Source organism: Robertmurraya sp. GLU-23 (assembly GCF_052983275.1).
In genome coordinates this window covers 603,077-620,520 of the sequence record NZ_JBRKCV010000002.1, presented here as the reverse complement: position 1 = coordinate 620,520, position 17,444 = coordinate 603,077, and the positions used below count along the sequence as shown (strand labels likewise).

General features: G+C 36.8%; 18 protein-coding genes and 1 pseudogene. 2 read left to right on the top strand and 17 right to left on the bottom strand.

What is annotated here, in order from left to right:
• Positions 1–24: 24 nt before the first annotated feature.
• From ACVBAX_RS07375 to ACVBAX_RS07360, 4 genes and pseudogenes are all read right to left on the bottom strand, one after another.
• A complete protein-coding gene (locus tag ACVBAX_RS07375; protein ID WP_447116461.1) occupies positions 25–1,644 on the bottom strand; it encodes an ABC1 kinase family protein in 1,620 nt (539 codons plus the stop codon).
• Between the two features lie 114 nt (positions 1,645–1,758).
• A complete protein-coding gene (locus ACVBAX_RS07370) occupies positions 1,759–2,979 on the bottom strand; it encodes a putative bifunctional diguanylate cyclase/phosphodiesterase (RefSeq protein ID WP_447116501.1) in 1,221 nt (406 codons plus the stop codon).
• Between the two features lie 181 nt (positions 2,980–3,160).
• Positions 3,161–3,637, bottom strand: coding sequence for a GNAT family N-acetyltransferase (locus tag ACVBAX_RS07365; protein ID WP_447116460.1), 477 nt, complete (start codon positions 3,635–3,637; stop codon positions 3,161–3,163).
• Positions 3,637–3,956 (bottom strand): annotated as a pseudogene (locus ACVBAX_RS07360) (GNAT family N-acetyltransferase). The gene ACVBAX_RS07365 and the pseudogene ACVBAX_RS07360 overlap by 1 nt, the downstream one beginning before the upstream one ends.
• A 204-nt stretch (positions 3,957–4,160) precedes the next feature.
• Here ACVBAX_RS07360 and ACVBAX_RS07355 point away from each other — a divergent pair.
• The gene (locus tag ACVBAX_RS07355; protein ID WP_430775422.1) at positions 4,161–4,697 is read left to right on the top strand and encodes a GNAT family N-acetyltransferase; all 537 of its coding nucleotides are present in this window, start codon (positions 4,161–4,163) and stop codon (positions 4,695–4,697) included.
• 46 nt (positions 4,698–4,743) lie between these two features.
• Here ACVBAX_RS07355 and ACVBAX_RS07350 read toward each other — a convergent pair whose 3' ends face one another.
• The 8 genes from ACVBAX_RS07350 to ACVBAX_RS07315 form a co-directional block, all read right to left on the bottom strand.
• Positions 4,744–5,379 (bottom strand): FMN-dependent NADH-azoreductase, encoded by a 636-nt coding sequence (locus ACVBAX_RS07350; RefSeq protein WP_430775513.1) that lies wholly within the window; start codon positions 5,377–5,379, stop codon positions 4,744–4,746.
• A 128-nt stretch (positions 5,380–5,507) separates the two neighbouring features.
• Positions 5,508–5,648 (bottom strand): hypothetical protein, encoded by a 141-nt coding sequence (locus tag ACVBAX_RS07345; protein WP_447116459.1) that lies wholly within the window; start codon positions 5,646–5,648, stop codon positions 5,508–5,510.
• A 104-nt stretch (positions 5,649–5,752) separates the two neighbouring features.
• On the bottom strand, positions 5,753–7,225 hold the full coding sequence (locus ACVBAX_RS07340; protein ID WP_447116458.1) for a DUF4153 domain-containing protein: 1,473 nt from the start codon (positions 7,223–7,225) through the stop codon (positions 5,753–5,755).
• A gap of 65 nt (positions 7,226–7,290) precedes the next feature.
• Positions 7,291–7,926, bottom strand: coding sequence for an HAAS signaling domain-containing protein (locus tag ACVBAX_RS07335; protein WP_430775418.1), 636 nt, complete (start codon positions 7,924–7,926; stop codon positions 7,291–7,293).
• A complete protein-coding gene (locus ACVBAX_RS07330; protein WP_430775417.1) occupies positions 7,907–8,254 on the bottom strand; it encodes a PadR family transcriptional regulator in 348 nt (115 codons plus the stop codon). The genes ACVBAX_RS07335 and ACVBAX_RS07330 overlap by 20 nt, the downstream gene beginning before the upstream one ends.
• A 179-nt stretch (positions 8,255–8,433) precedes the next feature.
• A complete protein-coding gene (locus ACVBAX_RS07325; protein ID WP_447116500.1) occupies positions 8,434–9,924 on the bottom strand; it encodes a glycoside hydrolase family 32 protein in 1,491 nt (496 codons plus the stop codon).
• A gap of 260 nt (positions 9,925–10,184) precedes the next feature.
• Complete coding sequence (locus tag ACVBAX_RS07320) at positions 10,185–11,234, bottom strand: NAD(P)/FAD-dependent oxidoreductase (protein ID WP_447116457.1); 1,050 nt, start codon at positions 11,232–11,234, stop codon at positions 10,185–10,187.
• A gap of 141 nt (positions 11,235–11,375) precedes the next feature.
• Complete coding sequence (locus tag ACVBAX_RS07315) at positions 11,376–11,939, bottom strand: FAD-dependent oxidoreductase (RefSeq protein ID WP_430775414.1); 564 nt, start codon at positions 11,937–11,939, stop codon at positions 11,376–11,378.
• 361 nt (positions 11,940–12,300) lie between these two features.
• On the opposite strand from ACVBAX_RS07315, the gene ACVBAX_RS07310 reads away from it, so the two are divergent.
• Entirely contained in the window at positions 12,301–12,891 is a 591-nt protein-coding gene (locus tag ACVBAX_RS07310) for a guanylate kinase (protein ID WP_447116456.1), read from the top strand.
• Positions 12,892–12,944: 53 nt separating this feature from the next.
• On the opposite strand, the gene ACVBAX_RS07305 is transcribed toward ACVBAX_RS07310, so the two are convergent.
• The 5 genes from ACVBAX_RS07305 to ACVBAX_RS07285 form a co-directional block, all read right to left on the bottom strand.
• Positions 12,945–13,691, bottom strand: a complete 747-nt coding sequence (locus tag ACVBAX_RS07305; RefSeq protein WP_447116455.1) for a GTP pyrophosphokinase — start codon at positions 13,689–13,691, stop codon at positions 12,945–12,947.
• 107 nt (positions 13,692–13,798) lie between these two features.
• Positions 13,799–14,434 carry a pyridoxamine 5'-phosphate oxidase family protein gene (locus ACVBAX_RS07300; protein WP_447116454.1) on the bottom strand — a complete coding sequence of 212 codons (636 nt, stop codon included), beginning with the start codon at positions 14,432–14,434 and terminating at the stop codon, positions 13,799–13,801.
• 97 nt (positions 14,435–14,531) lie between these two features.
• Complete coding sequence (locus ACVBAX_RS07295; RefSeq protein WP_430775407.1) at positions 14,532–15,086, bottom strand: DUF2179 domain-containing protein; 555 nt, start codon at positions 15,084–15,086, stop codon at positions 14,532–14,534.
• A 166-nt stretch (positions 15,087–15,252) separates the two neighbouring features.
• Entirely contained in the window at positions 15,253–16,806 is a 1,554-nt protein-coding gene (locus ACVBAX_RS07290) for a sensor domain-containing diguanylate cyclase (RefSeq protein WP_447116453.1), read from the bottom strand.
• A gap of 98 nt (positions 16,807–16,904) precedes the next feature.
• Positions 16,905–17,432: a CBO0543 family protein gene (locus tag ACVBAX_RS07285; RefSeq protein ID WP_447116452.1), complete on the bottom strand. Its 528-nt coding sequence runs from the start codon at positions 17,430–17,432 to the stop codon at positions 16,905–16,907.
• Between the last annotated feature and the right edge of the window lie 12 nt (positions 17,433–17,444).

Here is a 17,444-nt window from a genome sequence, read left to right as displayed (position 1 = left end):
TAATAATATTAATTGAGAAAATACTCATCCCCGCTTCCTCTCCGGCATGTATTTCATCCATTTTTTCTGCTTATAACTCGCCACCCAATAGCCTAGAAAGGAAACTGCCGATAAACCCACTCCTATTTTCCAAATGAAAGGGTGCATTACATACAACCCAAACCCTACACCCATTATTCCAACTAACAAAAGCTGAAACATTTGCTTTTTATGATTTTCTTGAGTAATAAATAGGAACTTTCGTCTTTGTTCTGTTTCCTTTAGTTGCTCGAGCTTTTGCGGTGCTTGAAGAAATTCATTGGCTGAATGAAGCACTTTAAAGATCGGTTGTGATTGAATCCACTGCCAGATAAAAGCCCATTTATTGCTTTGGTTCCTAAGCCATTCCATGAACACAGGTTTGCCAAGATCGAGTGGTTCTTCTTCTGGAGCCACGCTTCGTAGAATTCCCTCTATCGTCCCAACAGACCGTGCTAAAAACACGAATCTTGTTGGTACCTGTATAGGAAGGGCTTGAATCATGTCATTCATTTCAAATTTTAAAGCAAGCAGGTCCATATTTTTCAATTCGCCTTTTTGAAAAGACAAGAGCTCAGATAAAAGTCTCTCCATTGTTCGAGGATCCGCATCTGGAAGCAGGAACCCTAATTGCGCCAAACACTCTACTGCCTTTTTGTAATTCTTGGCTAAGAAAGCCTCAATAAGTGATTGAAAATAGGAGGCATCTTTTTTACTGATTTGTCCTACCATTCCAAAATCTAATAAAATAATTCTTCCTTCTTGACTAACCATGACATTTCCTGGATGGGGATCGGCATGAAAATAACCTGGTTCTAGCCATTGGGGCAGGAAGAGTTCAATAAGTTCTTGAGCGATATCTTTTCGACTGATTTCTACTTGTTCTAATCCTTCGACATCTGTTAGCTTTATTCCTTCTACCCATTCCATGACAAGCACCTTGTTCGTACAAAGCCCTGGAAAAGCATTAGGTATTTTAACAATATCACGACCCTTGAATCGACTATTAAATGATTGCAGGGCCTCCAACTCTTTTGCAAAGTCTAGTTCCCTTTCAATCACTTCTTTTAATTCCTTATATAACATCTGAAAATTAATAAATCCTTTTGGTACTGGGACAAAATGGTCAGCAAACCAAATGATGATTCCTAGTGTCCGAAAATCTATCTGAACAATAGATTGAATGTTTGGACGCTGAACTTTTACAGCTACTTTTGTTCCATTTTTTAATAACGCTTGGTACACTTCACCGATAGAGGCAGATGCGATCGCCTGTTTTTCTATATATTCTATATGCTGGTATATAGAGCCTCCCCATTCTTTTTCAAGAATGTGCTCTATTTCCTCCCATTTTGACGGCGGCACATGATCAGTCAGGTCCTCCATCTGTTTGATAAAAGCATGTGGAAGTAGATCTGAACGAATGCTTAATATTTGACCAATTTTAATCAATAACCCTTCTAATTCGAACAGAGTTTTCCGAAATCTCTCACCGATCTTCCCCCACAGCTTTTCCCACTCTGACTCAGGCTTTCTTCGTAACTTGTACCAGTAGATTTGCAGAAAAATAGTAAAGGCTAGATACAAGACCTTTGTCATACGAATGAACTTACTTTGAACTTTCATTCCGAATCCTCTCGTTTCCCTTTTACTTGTGGTACATGTAATACGGAACAACTGCTACGCTGGTTTCATTTTTTCTAATCAAAAAAACACGCGATTTTCCTTTTTAATCGCGTGTTAGTCTATATTTAAGTATTTATCAAGATAAGCGGTAAACTCAGAGTAAGGTAAAGGCTTTGCAAAATAATAACCCTGCACTTCATCACACTCAATTGTCTTTAGAAAATTCACTTGCTCTATCGTTTCTGCCCCCTCTGCCAGTACCTTTAGGTTCAGGTTATGACCCAGGGTAACGATCGATGTCATGAGGGTATCTTCTTCTTTCGGTATATTTAATAGAAATATCCGATCGATTTTTAGACGATGAATACTTAATTTCTTTAGATAACTTAGTGAGCTATATCCCGCTCCGAAATCATCTAAGCTAATATGAATCCCTAAATTTTTAATTTCTTCAAGTATCTGACTTGATTTTTCAAAATTAAACAGGCTTCCTTCCGTGATTTCTAAGTCTAATAACCTCGGTTCCAATCCCGTTTCTTTAAGTATTTCTTTAATATCCTGCAAAAGTCGAGGATGCTGAAGTTGTACCGAGGATAAGTTCACAGACACCCGTAAATCAAGGCCAAACAACTCATTTATCTCTACCGTTTGCGTACAAGCCTTTTTCAATACCCATAACCCAATTTGATTAATTAAATGTAATTCCTCCGCGAGCTGTATGAACTTCAATGGAGAAATAATCCCTTTCGTTGGGTGATTCCATCGAATGAGAGCTTCCATTCCAATAGGTTTCCCAGAAATTAAGGACAGCTGAGGTTGATAAAACACCTCGAATTGCTCTGCAATTACAGCGTGATGAAGCTCCAGCTCAATGTCTCTCTTTTCATTGGATTCTGTAAGAAGTTGGCTATTATATACCATGACTCTTTTGTCATCTTCAGGAGGAACATGTATTTTGGCTAAATTTGCATTTTTCACAAGTGCGTTCCAATCGGACCCATCATTTGGATAAAAGCAAATTCCAAACTTCGGAGAGATATAAAAATCTCTACTTCCCGCATGAACAGGGGTTAAAAATTGTTTGACCGTCGATTCTGCAAGACTTAGAATCTCCTCTTCAGAAACGTAGTCCTTTACAATAATTAAATGCTCCCTTTCACTCCATCTAACTAGCATCATATGGTCTTTTATACTAGCTTGGATTCTTCTTATTGAAGCTACATACACATTATCGCATTTTGAATTCCCAAGTAGATCATCTATGGCATCCAATCCTTCAAACCCGAAGAGTAACACTGCAACTGCTTTCTCTTCCCCCCACTCAACTAAAGGAATAATATTGTGGTATATGGATATTAAAGTCTAATTCTAGGGAGGTCATACTATTTTCCTACTTTCACTACCTTACTAATACTCTTAATATCGGTTGACCACCCAATTTATTAAGTAATAAAACAGAAAAATCCCCTCCATATAAAATAGAGCTACCCAATCAGCAGCTCTAGGTAAGGAAAACTTATATACGTAGAGTCATAACAAACTGTTCCCCAAGCGAACCAATCACTCTTCTTCCCGTATCTTGAAATCCTACTCGTACATACAGATTTTGCGCTGGGACATTTTGATGATTAACCCCTAGAACGATTTCGTCACAGCTTGGAAACTGATTTTGTATATATTTCTTGAGCAACAGTAATCCGAGTTTTGCATAACCCTTCCCCTGTTTTGAATAATCAATGGAGAATGCCGTTAAAAGCATAGCATTTGGGTTAGTGGAATATTCCTTCACACGTGAAGTCGAATGCAAAATAAAAAAACCAACAGGAACGTCATCTTCTACAATCACAATCGGAAATTGTCCCTCTTGCACTTCGAGCACATGTCTAGGCAAGGCAGTAAACTTCACTTGATCGCTAGGAAGTTCAAATGTAAGTAAACTCTCCTTATATTTTAGTTCGAATAGATCTAGACTAATATTTTTTGGTTGGCTCATTATTTTCTCCACTCTTCCTCAAGGATGGCATAGTAATACTCATCCCACCATCCATCATCAGTAGGAATACATTTTTTAAAATATCCTTCCCGTCTCATCCCGATTTTTTCCATTACACGGTAGGAACCAATATTTTCAGGCTGACATGTAGAACCTTCTCCCCCATATTTTTCACTATAAACTGCTTAGCATCTTCCTTAGTGAAAACCCCTTCTGGAATGTATCTCATCCCATCAGGATTTGATGTATATTCGTAAACTGCATGGTAGTCGTTTTTATCAAAACCTCTGATAATTAACCGTTCTGTTTCTATAAACATCGTTGCCACTCCTATAAAACAAAATGTGAATCTCCTAGACTAAACATTCGATATAGATGGAAATATTTCCTTCTTTCTAAAATATTAGATTGCTGAATGGAAAAAAGAACATTAAGATTAAGTTATCTAGATTTTAGGAGGCAAGATTTTATTGCGTAGCATGATGTGATTCCTTCATATAAATACAAAAAAAGGGAGAACAATATGACGAATTTATTTAAGGGGAAATTAATAAAACTTACTACTGTCCGAGCAGAGGACGCAGCCATTATGGCATCTTGGGAGGAAAACTCAGACTATTTACGTAATCTTGATACGGATATCGCCTACCCGCATTCGATTACGGAACTTGAAGAGGATAAAGAACGAAGCCATAATTCAGCGTATTTTCGTTTACGAACGATAGAGGATGACACTTTAATCGGTTTTGTTGTCATCCACTCTATTGAATGGAATAATCGGGTCGGTTCTTTAGCCATTGGAATAGGAGATACAAACTATCAAAATAAAGGCTATGGTAGTGAAGCATTACAATTAATTCTTCGTTATGCATTTCATGAGTTAAATCTACATCGAGTTGGTTTGGACGTCATTGGCTATAACAGTCGGGCGATCCGCGCATATGAAAAAGCAGGTTTTATTGAAGAAGGAAGACTTCGTTCCGCTATTTATCGTGACGGGCGTTATTCCGATCGTATTATGATGGGGATTTTAAGAACAGAATGGGAACAACAATTCTAAAGCAATAGATCAAAAGAGCCAACGAGTTTTTCGTTGGCTCTTTTGCTTAAAATGTATGGGCTAAATCCTTGGCTCTTGCAATTGCATTTTCTTTGATTTCTTGTGCTTTATCTGGCATAGCATTATGACCTTCAACAAATAATCCTTCAAACGAAGGTACTCCATAAAATTGCATTATAACACTTAAATAACGGTGTCCCATTTCGAGGTCTGCAGCAGGTCCCTCGGAGTAAATCCCACCACGCGCTTGAATATGTAGCGCTTTTTTATCTGTTAATAATCCTACTGGGCCTTCGGCAGTGTATCTAAATGTTTTCCCAGCAACAGAAACGGCATCAAGATACGCCTTCATCACAGGAGGAAATGAGAAATTCCAAAGCGGAGTAACAAATACATACTTGTCAAAAGAGATAAATTGATCACATAGTTCTCCAAGGCGCGCCACCTTCGCCTTTTCCTCTGAAGAAAGCTCGTCAAAACCTTTTCCTGACTGTAATTTCCCCCAGCCACTGAACACGTCTACATCAATTTGAGGTATATCCTCTTTGTAGAGATCTAAGTGTAAGACTTCATGATCTGAATTCTTTTGTTTGTACGAGTCAATAAATGCTTTTCCTACAGCCATACTATAAGACTGTGTGTCATCGTGTGGATGAGCAGTAATGTATAAAACTTTTGTCATATTCTCATCTTTCCCTTCTTTCATTGTTGTGCATTCTAGTTTGTGAGAAAATGACTTTTGTATGCATCTAACTGAAATTTTCCACATGAAAAAGGGAGCTCCTTTGAATGCCCCCTTTCCTTCCATTTTTAGTTCTCAGTTGTAAAAGGATTTCCACTAATGTTTGCTCTCATTTCATCAGTGAGCTTAAAAGGCTCTTGCTCTTTCACTTCCCCTTCTGCTGGGGCTCCATGCAAACTTCCATCATAGTGCATCGGTTTTCCATCCATATGTATTCACCTCCATCAAAAGATAGTATATACAATATCTTACTATTTATTTCGAATCGAAGACATATTATTTAAAATATTCTAACTTTTTTGTACTAATGTGATTATTTATTTTCCTCTAAAAAATTTAACTTTCCTAGCTCTTTATTTGTCTTCGTTCGCGTTAAGTTGTAGGACTGCCAAGAGGTATTTTTTAAATAAAACCGTTCTGCTTTCCTTTGCTTAAGCAACTCTTCTAATCCGGGTATATTGGCTCCACTTTGATAAAGATCAATAAGCCCAAGTGTTCCTGTGTCTGAAAGATTATTTAAATAATAAATGTCAATTTTCCCAGTTTTTTCGTACCTCTTAATATTTTGTTCGACAACAAATTGATCAATATTTTCAACATTGATACCAACATAATAGACGAGGGCCGCAATGAAGTAAAAATGAAACAAAGATAGTTTCTCAAGCCAAATTTTCACCAGTGTATAAGCAAATATTACCGTTAAAAAAATCATAAACGAATGAGCAAGTACTCTTGTAAAAGTAAAGCCATACGCCTCTTCGTACATCATCATACGCATAAACGCCGAGATCAGAAGAATAACACTTGAAAGAACTAAAACAGACAAAGCTATACGAATGAACTTCTTTAAGTTACCGTATACTGTTCGCGAGAGTTGAATAGAACCTGTTGTAACAGATAGGTTGATCATGGTTACAAAGAGCAATTCAAAAAAGCCGCGCCGTGCATATTCGGCATACGTATATCCTTCCTCCAATGAGCCACTAAAAAAATACGTAAATTGAACCGCCACAAAAGCGATATACACAAAATCTAACAAAAGTAATACGGTCAGTGTAACGACTCCGTCCATCGATAAGGGCTTTATTGGTCCTTCTTTTTGTATGATTTTATGGTTCTTAATAAATAGTGATTGCATAAACCCGAAGAAGCCAAATGTATAAATAAGTACAATGATGGTTCTAATAAGTAACTCCACATTAATGCTAAATATATACGGAATCTCCATAATCAATCGTTCAAACTGGGCATCTGCAGAGATCAGAAGATTTAAAACAATGAACAAAACGGGAACGGATAGGGTCATACCCAGTATTATTTTTTTCCATATTGCAAAATTCCTTTGGTTCCCTTTCTTTGATTGGTTTGTAATGTATTTGGTAAAGAACACATGATAGCGCAAGCCGTCAATTACACGTAGAAGCGTGTAAAAGAAGAAATAGAAATTATGCCAAACTCTATTTTTAGAGGATGTTACTAGCGACAACTGCAAGATCACAAGAGCTGGGATGACAACTATATTTAACGCATAAAAAAGCTGTGTGTCATAGAGATAGTATCCGGCAGTTAGTAACCAAATACAGATTAATACGAAATATCCAACCCTTTGGTGTGAAAACGGAAACTTACGAAATCTCCAGAAAAATACCGTGTAAAACAAAATGATAAAAACAAAATAGGATATACCAATTTGATCCTTAAAAAATGCCTCTTCCCCAACGATTCCTAAAATGAAACATAGAGCCAAAAAGATCCAATCGTTTTTCAACATTTTTTCATTCATCATAGTTCCTCCTTTTATATCGTTTTTCTATATACATAGTTTTACTATGTACTATGACAAAAAAAAGCTCAGATTGACGCTTTTTTCCCCCAGCGATAGCTGATGATGCAAACTGGATAAAGTAGAAGTGTTAAAAAAATACAGACACCGATAAAGGTTTCAGTTAATAGTGGATGAAACCATTCACGCGGAATAAGATGGAAGACTGTTAATACCATTAAAGTTACATTCGGTATTAAAGCTAAAATAAAGGTCTTTTTCATAACCCTTTTCCCTTTATGACCAAAGCCCCTCCCAATCTCATATCCTAGAAGTGCCCAAAAAAACATATAAATGAAAGCAATAATGATAGGAAAGGACGTAAGATTAGACCATAAATTTGTCAGCCACTCCCAGTCAAGAAGATTGTGAGCAAGTGTGAGTACGGCCCCACCAGTAAAGAAAAGAATATTCACAGCAATAAACAACCACTTCATATTGCTTGGTGAAAAGGAAAGCTCTTCTTTCCATATCGCAGCTATCTCTTCTGGTGTACCAAATCTTGAGTACACTTCTTCCCGAATTTCGTCATACTCCATTTTGTATAAACTTAATAAAAGCTCATCCAGATGCATTTCATATTCAGCTAGTATGGATTCCTTTTCTTTGTGGTTTCCGAGGCTTTCTTTCAGGCTTTCTAAAAATTCACTCTTCAGCCGTTCCATGTTTCTTTCTCCCCATCATCCTGTTCATTACCGAAACAAAATCATTCCACTCACGTGTTTTTTCCAGCAGCATCGCTTTTCCCGCTTCTGTAATTTTGTAATATTTACGAGCTGGACCTTTCTCCTGCTCTTTCCAGTAGCACTCAATATATTCCTGCTTTTCAAGCTTATGTAGTGCCGGATATAAAGTGCCCTCTTTCACCGAAAACTCATTTCCGCTTCTGTTTTCAAGTTCTTTTACAAGCTCGTAACCATACATATCCCGCTCTTCTAAAAGCTGAAGTAACAAAAGCGAAGTACTACCTTTAACCAATTCACGATTAAACATCTTCTCACCTACCTAGTTTTTTTAGGTATATAGAAATTCTACCTCTTAGTTTTCTTCCTGTAAAGGATTCTTGATAAAAAAAGAAATATTTTACAAGCATTATCAGTTTTAATCCCTTATACAACAAAACCCACACCTTTACTTCCTGAAAGGTCGTGGGTTTCGCAGGATAATATCATCTAGGCAAAAAGATCACTCATTGGGTGAATAGATTTTTTCAAGTCCCATTTTCTTATGTTAACAATGCTTATCTCTTCATCAGAGAAAAAGCTGATACCCGTAGAGTTTTCACCTGGATAAACTCTTGCTGACATAACTTTTTCTCCCTCGTTAATAAATACTTCTACCGAAGAGTGATCAACAAATATGCGGAGATGGAGAAGATTTTCTTTTAGTATTACTGGTGCTTTTCGTATTCCTTTTGGACCTTTTCCAGACCGCTCCCGGTCTAAGATCACCTTTCCTTCTAGTCGGTTATAAGAGATAACTGTTTCCTCATTCTCACTCACTCGAACCTTCACACCAAACTGTTCGACGGATTTTGCATCAATTGTTACCTCAAGCTCATAACTATCCCCCATAAGTTCAGGAACAACCTTCTCTTCTTTTACCGTCACATGTTCAAGCTGAACCATATTCCCACGAAGTTCCTGTAACTCGGGAACAGGTTTGCTGAAAATTTCTCCTTCTACCCATTCAAGCTGTCGAGGAATCGTCATAGCTCCTGCCCAATTGTATTCTTGCTCAGGCATGTGACTCTCCCACATCGCCATCCAGGCAATCATAATACGTCTTCCATTCGGATCTTCCATCGTTTGCGGAGCATAAAAATCAAACCCATAATCCAATAAATGAAAATCGCCATGTGAAAGTACACCTGTTTGATAATCTAATTCCCCTACTACATAGCCTGCTTGATGGAGATTAAGATACAAATCTCCTTTCGGCTTAACCCCTTGTGGTGACATCATGAGTACATCATGACCTTCCAAACGAAACACATCAGGGCACTCCCACATATACCCTAAATCCCCGTCACTTTTAGCCATAACACTTATGAATTCCCAATGTACTATATCACTAGAACGATACAGTAACACTTGTCCATGATGTTCCTTCGTTCTTGAACCTAACACACAATAATAGTCATTATCCTGTTTCCACACTTTTGGATCACGAATATGATAGGGATGAATATCACCTATAGGAGCTTCAGCTATAACTGGATTTTCTTTTAGCTTTGTAAAATGAACACCATCTTCACTTACCGCTAGGCATTGCACTTGTAATAAATCTTTATCATGGTCATCCCCTGTCCATGTATTCCCCGTATACATCACATACATGTTACCGTCTTTTTCAATGGCGCTTCCTGAAAAGCAACCATCCTGGTCATATTCTTCCGTTGGTGCAAGCGCGATCGGCAAATGTTCCCAGTGAACAAGATCTTTACTTTTTACATGCCCCCAATACATGGGACCCCATTCAGGTGAATACGGGTGATGTTGATAGAACAGATGATATTCTCCATTAAAAAAACTAAACCCATTTGGATCGTTCATCCAATAGGCAGGAGTGGTTACATGATAATTCAATCTCCAATGATTTTTGTTTACGGTTGGTTGTTCTTTTATAATTGAGTCTATTGCAGTATGTAATTTAGTCACCATCATACCTCCATAAGAAAACGCTTTAGCATTCTTAGACTTCATTGTATCCATCCAAAAGAATTTATGTCAACGTGATTTTTCACTAAAACACACCAGTTTTTTTACTAATAAAAAACTTAAACAGACATCCGATGCTAAACGAAACAATTGAGTTCGAACGTATATAAATACATATGTCTGAACCTTGAGATATTGCTTTTTCAGATCGATAGGGATAAAAAAAGAAGATTAACGATTGCGTTAACCTTCTTGACAGATATCTATTTTACCAATTGTTTCACTAACTCCCGATTGCGCTTCTTGAACACATCATTATGTGATGAAACCATTGCTGCTTGATGAGCATCTGGTTCAATAAATTTCTTTGCTTTATTCACAGCGTTGGCTGCGTCTTGGAAAGCTCCAGCAATTAAGTTCAATTTCCCATCGAACTTAAGAATATCACCGGCCGCAAATAATCCTGGAACCGAGGTTTCACTATAAGAGTTCCCCTCAATATAAAAATCCTCGAGCATATTGATATGTAAATCGCTGTTTTTCAAAAGACCTGCATCCTGTTCATATCCGTGATTAATTACTACCTCATCAACCGATAACAGAGTTGCCTCCCCAGTTACGTTATTAGTAATCTCTACCTTTTCAATCAATTCCTGATCATTAGTAGCTATTAACTTCGTAATGGACGAAGTACTTAAACAAGTCACTGAGCTATTTTGTAATTGTGACACTTGTGCTTCATGACCAGACATTTTGTCTTTTCGGTACGTAATGTAGACTTTTTTTGCAACAGGCTCAAGCTCATTTGCCCAATCCAACGCAGAATTTCCACCACCTGAAATGATTACGGTTTTATCCTTAAATTGCTTTAATGATTTCACGGTATAGTTCAGATTAGATACCTCAAACCGTTCGGCTCCTTCGATGTTCAGTTTTTGCGGCTTCAGAATTCCACTACCAACGGCAACAATCACTGTTTTTGAAAAATGATATTCACCTGAGGAACTTTCAAGAACAAAAATACCGTCTGCGTTTCGTGCGATAGAAACTACCTTTTCATTAAGTACCACTGTTGGGTTAAAGGTAAGTCCTTGTTCAACCAGTTGCTCGATAAGTTTTGCTCCAGGAACTGGTGTCATCCCTCCAACATCCCAAATCATTTTTTCTGGATACACATGAATCTTTCCACCTAATTGAGGCTGAAATTCAATTAATTTCGTCTTCATTTCTCTTAAGCCACTATAAAAAGTAGAGTACAGCCCTGCCGGCCCGCCTCCGATGATTGTTACATCAAAAAGATCTATTTTCTCCATTGTCACACTCTCCTATAACCAATTGTTATTGATTATCATTCTCATTAACTATAACTATACGATCTTTTTACCATTATGACAATCAAAATATTCAAAAAAAGGGCAGAAAGTGTTAATACACACTTTTCTGCCCTCTTTGTATTATGCTTTTAATACATCGTGATCCACATAGCGTTCTCCGTTGATTTCGCTAATCACATTAATGGCTACTCTTGCTCCGTCACCAGCTGTAATAATGGTATGAACACTTACTCCAGCAATCGTTCCTGCAGCCCAAACTCCTTCGATTTCAGTTTTACCATTCGCATCCACCGCCACATTTTTAGGAATTCTTGGCTCTGTTCCTGGTTTTGTTGTTAGTCCCATTTTTTCTGCCAAATCGGCTAATACCCCTGTCGCTAAAATGACATGCTTTGCTTCAAAAGTTTGTTCTTCTGTTTGAACAGTAAATCTATTTTCTCCTTTTTCAATATGGACTACAGGAAGATTAATAATTTCAGCTCCAAATTTTGCTGCTTGTTTCTTTCCTGTTTCCACTAAGTCTGGGCCAGTCATTTCAGACACACCATAATGATTTTCAACCCAAGCACGCTTCGTGATACTTTTATCATGGTCAAGTAATAATGTTTTTTTTCCAGCCTTTGCTGTAAATATGGCGGCACTCGCTCCTGCTGGACCTGCACCAATTATGGCAATATCATACATAAAAAAACCTCCGCAATTTTTGAAATTATAAGTTAATTTTATTAAATAATGGTATATGTGTCAAAGACTGTGCTCATCTCAATCAATACTGTTAATTTATCTTACAAAAAAACAGGTTAATTTCTTGCGTTTTTCTCTTAAATTTGGCATTCTTATATTAAGTTATCAGAATATTTTACATAATCATTATATATGATGATACCAAATGCCTCCTAGATTCGCCTTCTACTGTATCTCTGCAAATATTTGTTATCAGATTTATATGGCACTTTCTGCTATAATAGGATGATATAGATATTTATTTGTTTTCACCTTTCACTTTGTTTGAAACATTTTAAATATATTTTTCAGGAGGTAATCTATGTACGAAATAAAAGATAAACAAAAATTATTTATTTACACAGGTCCTGATGGGTCTGGAAGAAAAACGATTGCTAAAATGGTTGCTACTGCTTTTGACATGGAGACAGTTCTTTCTTATACCACTCGTTCAGCACGTCATTACGAACAAAATGGAGAAGATTATTATTTTATTGATGAAACTACATTCAAGAAAATGGAGGACAATGGAGAATTTCTTGAGAGTGTAGAAATTGATGGTTTCCATTACGGTATACGTGAAGAAGATATTGTTAAAGCCTTTGAATCCCATAATCTTGTATATTTGACACTCAATCCTGAAGGTACTGAAAAATTGAAGGAAATGTATGGGGACCGTGTTATGCGTTTCTTCATTTATGCCGATCGTGATACGGTAGTCTCCCGTCAAAAGGAACGTCAGGACAACGAGGAAGTTATTAACCGCCATATGTCTCATTATGACGAAACTATGGCATATAAAAATAGCTGTGAGCATGTATTTGAAAACTATGATTCACCACAAACGTCTTTCCGCATCAGTGAAGTAATTGAAGCATTCCTTGATAGAGACTTCTTTGTAACAGATTATTAAGATAAGGAAAGGACGATTGAAATATTTTCAATCGTCCTCTTTCATTGTCTCTGCTACTCTTTATCCTTAGACAAGCTCTCTAGAAGTGCCATCGGTATATTTAGTTTTTGTCCGCTAGCATTCAAAAGGTTCAGCTCATTTTCTATGTCATCTTCCTTATCCAGGTTACGTATTTCTTCATGTAAAACTTCCATTTTTTTGTCTAGCATCGCTACAGTGTCTGCAGCGTTTTTCAGTTCTTTCGATAAATAAGCGGGAACTTCGTTCTCAAATTTATAATAAATCTTATGTTCAAGACTTGCCCAGAAATCCATCCCAATGGTACGGATTTGTACTTCCACATAAACATTTTCAATTCCATTTGACATAAACACTGGGATTTTCACAATTAAATGCAAGCTTTGATAGCCATTTGGTTTCGGATGATTAATATAATCCTTCTTTTCTACTACTTCGATATCGCTTTGGTTCTCCAGCATTCTACTTATCTCAAAAATATCAGAAATAAAGGAGCAGGTAATCCGAATTCCCGCAATATCTTTAATGTTTTCCTTTATGCTTGGCAATGATAAATCTAGATTTTTTCTTTGTACTTTTTTAAGAATACTTTCTGGTGATTTGATTCTAGATTTTACATGTTCAATAGGGCTGTAATCATGAATATATTGAAATTCCTGCTTTAAAATATCAATTTTCGTATTTAACTCATCAATACCAAATTGATATAGCATCATAAATCTTGTTAGTTCGTTTTTAAACTTTTTTAATAGCTTTAAGTCTAGTGCTTGATTGGAACTCATCTGTACTATTTCACCCTTTAAAAAAGAAGTATTTAACCCGAGTTAAATGTACACCTCCTCAAAAACATTGTCAATTTAAAACATAAGGACGAATTTCAAACACACCATTAATAAAGTCTTTCCTTGTAGCTTTCTTTCAGTCCTTCTTCTACCGTCCTAGCAGTCGTATTCGGTAAATTCACATGTTCAGATATGATAGTAGCCACTGAAGGCAATAGTCCTCTCTCCGGCCATGAAGAAGGATCCCATAAACCTGATCGAATAAATGCTTTTGCACAATGAATAAAACACTCTTCCACATCAACAGCAATTCCTACTAACGGCGACTTCCCCTTTACCGCCATACACTCCAGTATTTCCGGATCTTTTATGAGGGTAGCCTGTCCGTTTACCCGCAAAGTTTCGCCCAGACCAGGAATGAAAAAGATCAAGCCGACTCGTGGGTTAGATAAAATATTCCGCATAGAGTCCATCCGCTTGTTCCCAGGCCTTTCAGGGATGACTAACTGGTTTTCATTTAACACGTGTACAAATCCAGGTAGATCTCCCCTCGGTGACACATCACAATACCCTTCCTTATCAGACGTGGATAATACTAGAAATGGTGACTTCGAAATAAAATTTCTACAATGGTTATCAATAATAGAAATGGTCTTGTTTTTGACGAGCTCACTTGGAAATCCCATCATCGATCGAAGTTCATCCTCTGTACGAATTGTATCTTTATAATTTATTTTTTTCACGTATTATCCCCCCTTTTATCTATAGTGTAATTGTATAATTTGCAATTGTAAAAAAATACCCTTACATTTGAAAATGCAAGGGTTTAACTATGAGTACCTAAGCGTGGTTTTCCTCTATCTGTTTTTTCATTTTCTTCCTTTTCTTCATTGCCTTTAGCAAGAAACCACCTTTAAATGTTTTCGGTTCATAGGCAATTATAAATGCATTCGGTTCATATTGCTGAATCATGTCGTATAAACCTTCTTCTTGGTTTCTCTTTGTTAATACCTCTAACTTATATCGAATGGCTTCGATTCCCTCACCTTCGTAAACAGTCACGCCATAACCATCTTTACGAAGCTGCTCAACCAGATTCATATTTTTATTGGTTAAAATCACTTGAATCGTTGTATATCCAATTGCTAATGCTTCTTCAATCATGGATCCAATGATGATACCTAATCCAAATCCAATGGCATACACAATCATCACAACTACATTTTGCTCCCCATTAAATACAATCGATAGTCCGAATATGTATATGAGTGCCTCAAGTAACCCTAGAAATGCTGCCTGCATTCTCAACCCTTTTACTAGGAAAATGGTTCTCAGTGTAAAGGTTGGAACGTAAATTAACTGAAGAACTAGTACAAGAATAATATCTTTAACCATACATATTCCTCCTTTCATTGTCACTCTGCACAGTCTAACGAAAAAATGGGTTTCTGTAAATCCCCAAATTTGTTTTCTGTAATCTCTACCTGTTCCCTAATAAAAGTAGGAAGCCTACAACAAGGAAGCTTGTCCCTTATATGAGACAAGCGTTACTTTTAATCATTTATTTTACTTCGTCCGCCGTCACTGTTTGATTTCTTCCATTTCCTTTTGCTCGATATAAAGCTTGGTCAATTAAATTAAATAACTCATTGTGATGGCTGGCAGTGTTTGGCATATTTCCGACACCAACCGAAATCGTGACTGCCTTACCAATGGGACTGCTTGTTTCTTCTGTTGTTTTCCTTATTCGTTCAGCAATTTGGTAAGCTTCTTCTATATTAGTATTCGGTAAGAGAATCAAAAACTCTTCTCCACCGTAACGGAAACTAATGTCACATTCTCTTGTTTGCTTCCGAATAAGTTCTGATAAGAATCTTAAAACATCATCCCCCATTAAATGCCCATAGGTATCATTGACCATTTTAAAATGATCAATATCGAACAGAATGATTGAATACTCCTTAAATTCATGAATACGCTTTTGTAGAGTGCGACGATTTAACAATCCAGTTAATGGATCAAGTGTAGCTTCATTTTCAAACATTTGAATTTGTGTTCGATAGTGGTCTACCATTAAAAACATCGTGTGCTTTAACTCATTCACTTCGAAATAGCCTTCAGGAATATCTGGCCTTGTAATCGTTGTTTTTTCCGCCACTTGATGAGCATACTGTGCTAACTCTCGAAGTGGATGTACAAATTTCCTCAATAGATAAATAGAAATGACCAAAACTAATATTACGAACGGAAGAGTAAACTTTCCAACCTGCTTTATTAACTCGATAGAAGGTTGAATATAAGAATTTTTAGGAGTCTGGCTCACAATTCCCCAATTACTTGTTTTTACATGTGCATAGCCTGCCAGCATTCTAATTCCTTTCGAGTTTGTTATTTCAATCTTACCAACTTTGCCCTCTACAACACGTCTAACGGCACCATTTTCTATAACATTATCACCAATCCGATTTCTCTCTGGATGATAGATGATATTTCCTTCTGAATCCACTACATACACATAAGAATCGACTGCATGTTTCGGATGAAGACTTAAAGTATCTTTGATGCTATTGTCTTCACTTAAGTAAATCGTTCCACCTAGAAATCCGAAGTACGCTCCTTTATCATCGAATACCGGTATAGAGATGAGAATTATTAGTTTTTTCGTCACCTCGCTGATATATGGCTGGGAGATCAGCGGCATTTTCTTGTTAATCGCATCGCTAACACCAATAGTATCAATCTTTACTCCTTCTAAATCAAGATGTGGAGCAGAGTGGACAATTTCTCCTTCTTTATCGACTAAAAAAACTGAATTAAAAAAGTTGGTTGAGGTTAGTACTTGATTTAACTCTCCATATAGTTGATCACCATCCTGAGTAAACGGGTAAATCGAACCGGCACTCACCTCAAGCGTTTGCAACATATTTCGAAAAAGTAAGTCTGTTGTGTCTGCCAGCTTTTCTGCGTACACCTGATTTTCACTTAAATAACCTTTTTCTCTATTTTCTTTACTAACGATGATACTCGAAATCATCACTCCAAGATACGTTCCGAGCATTGCAAAGGCTATTAATAATACTATGATTAATTGTAAAGTGATTTTTCTTTTATTCATCTGTTTCTCCGCATAGATGTAATATTTTCTGTGTCAGTTTCTATATCGGACAAAATTCGACAATTTTCATGTTTAACCTGTGAAATCTTAAGTATTTTTTACCGGAAAACCTTGGATGGTACATCAAAGATTTGCCACAATGAGAGGATGAATAATATAGAAATAGCCCATGCTAAAATTGGTCTACGATGATGGACCCATAATATAGTAAACATCATCATATTGAATGCAATAGACCACTTGATACTCCAACCATTAGAGTATTGAATGAGACCTGTTTTATAATCGATCCCTTCGTTGATCATGTACAAAGATGTCCATCCTAATATGTAAAGAATCTGTTTGCTACGTGAACCCGGGAATTTGGATAAATAGATGAGTGCTGTGGCTGGATATTTAATTATCATGATGGAAAATGAAATATGTGTATTCGTGAGTCCTGCTTGTTTGTCGATTTCAGGTGGATGGTACCGCCACATAGGATAGAGATCTGACAATAGGTACAAATAGAGAAAATCCCCTATGATAAAAAAAAGAATGGTTGGGTAGTATTTTTGCCAATTTTTCCAATCTCCCCATTTCCACATCGCAAAAATCCAAACGGACGCATAGAGTACATTTACCATGACCGAGCATCT

Coding starts and splice junctions, on each gene's coding strand:
- ACVBAX_RS07350 (WP_430775513.1), bottom strand. CDS start 5,379: ATGACAAAAGTTTTATACATTACTGCTCATCCACACGATGACACACAG.
- ACVBAX_RS07340 (WP_447116458.1), bottom strand. CDS start 7,225: ATGATGAATGAAAAAATGTTGAAAAACGATTGGATCTTTTTGGCTCTA.
- ACVBAX_RS07335 (WP_430775418.1), bottom strand. CDS start 7,926: ATGGAACGGCTGAAGAGTGAATTTTTAGAAAGCCTGAAAGAAAGCCTC.
- ACVBAX_RS07355 (WP_430775422.1), top strand. CDS start 4,161: ATGACGAATTTATTTAAGGGGAAATTAATAAAACTTACTACTGTCCGA.
- ACVBAX_RS07315 (WP_430775414.1), bottom strand. CDS start 11,939: ATGTATGATATTGCCATAATTGGTGCAGGTCCAGCAGGAGCGAGTGCC.
- ACVBAX_RS07310 (WP_447116456.1), top strand. CDS start 12,301: ATGTACGAAATAAAAGATAAACAAAAATTATTTATTTACACAGGTCCT.
- ACVBAX_RS07345 (WP_447116459.1), bottom strand. CDS start 5,648: ATGGATGGAAAACCGATGCACTATGATGGAAGTTTGCATGGAGCCCCA.
- ACVBAX_RS07365 (WP_447116460.1), bottom strand. CDS start 3,637: ATGAGCCAACCAAAAAATATTAGTCTAGATCTATTCGAACTAAAATAT.
- ACVBAX_RS07290 (WP_447116453.1), bottom strand. CDS start 16,806: ATGAATAAAAGAAAAATCACTTTACAATTAATCATAGTATTATTAATA.
- ACVBAX_RS07330 (WP_430775417.1), bottom strand. CDS start 8,254: ATGTTTAATCGTGAATTGGTTAAAGGTAGTACTTCGCTTTTGTTACTT.
- ACVBAX_RS07285 (WP_447116452.1), bottom strand. CDS start 17,432: ATGGTAAATGTACTCTATGCGTCCGTTTGGATTTTTGCGATGTGGAAA.
- ACVBAX_RS07375 (WP_447116461.1), bottom strand. CDS start 1,644: ATGAAAGTTCAAAGTAAGTTCATTCGTATGACAAAGGTCTTGTATCTA.
- ACVBAX_RS07320 (WP_447116457.1), bottom strand. CDS start 11,234: ATGGAGAAAATAGATCTTTTTGATGTAACAATCATCGGAGGCGGGCCG.
- ACVBAX_RS07305 (WP_447116455.1), bottom strand. CDS start 13,691: ATGAGTTCCAATCAAGCACTAGACTTAAAGCTATTAAAAAAGTTTAAA.
- ACVBAX_RS07295 (WP_430775407.1), bottom strand. CDS start 15,086: ATGGTTAAAGATATTATTCTTGTACTAGTTCTTCAGTTAATTTACGTT.
- ACVBAX_RS07325 (WP_447116500.1), bottom strand. CDS start 9,924: ATGGTGACTAAATTACATACTGCAATAGACTCAATTATAAAAGAACAA.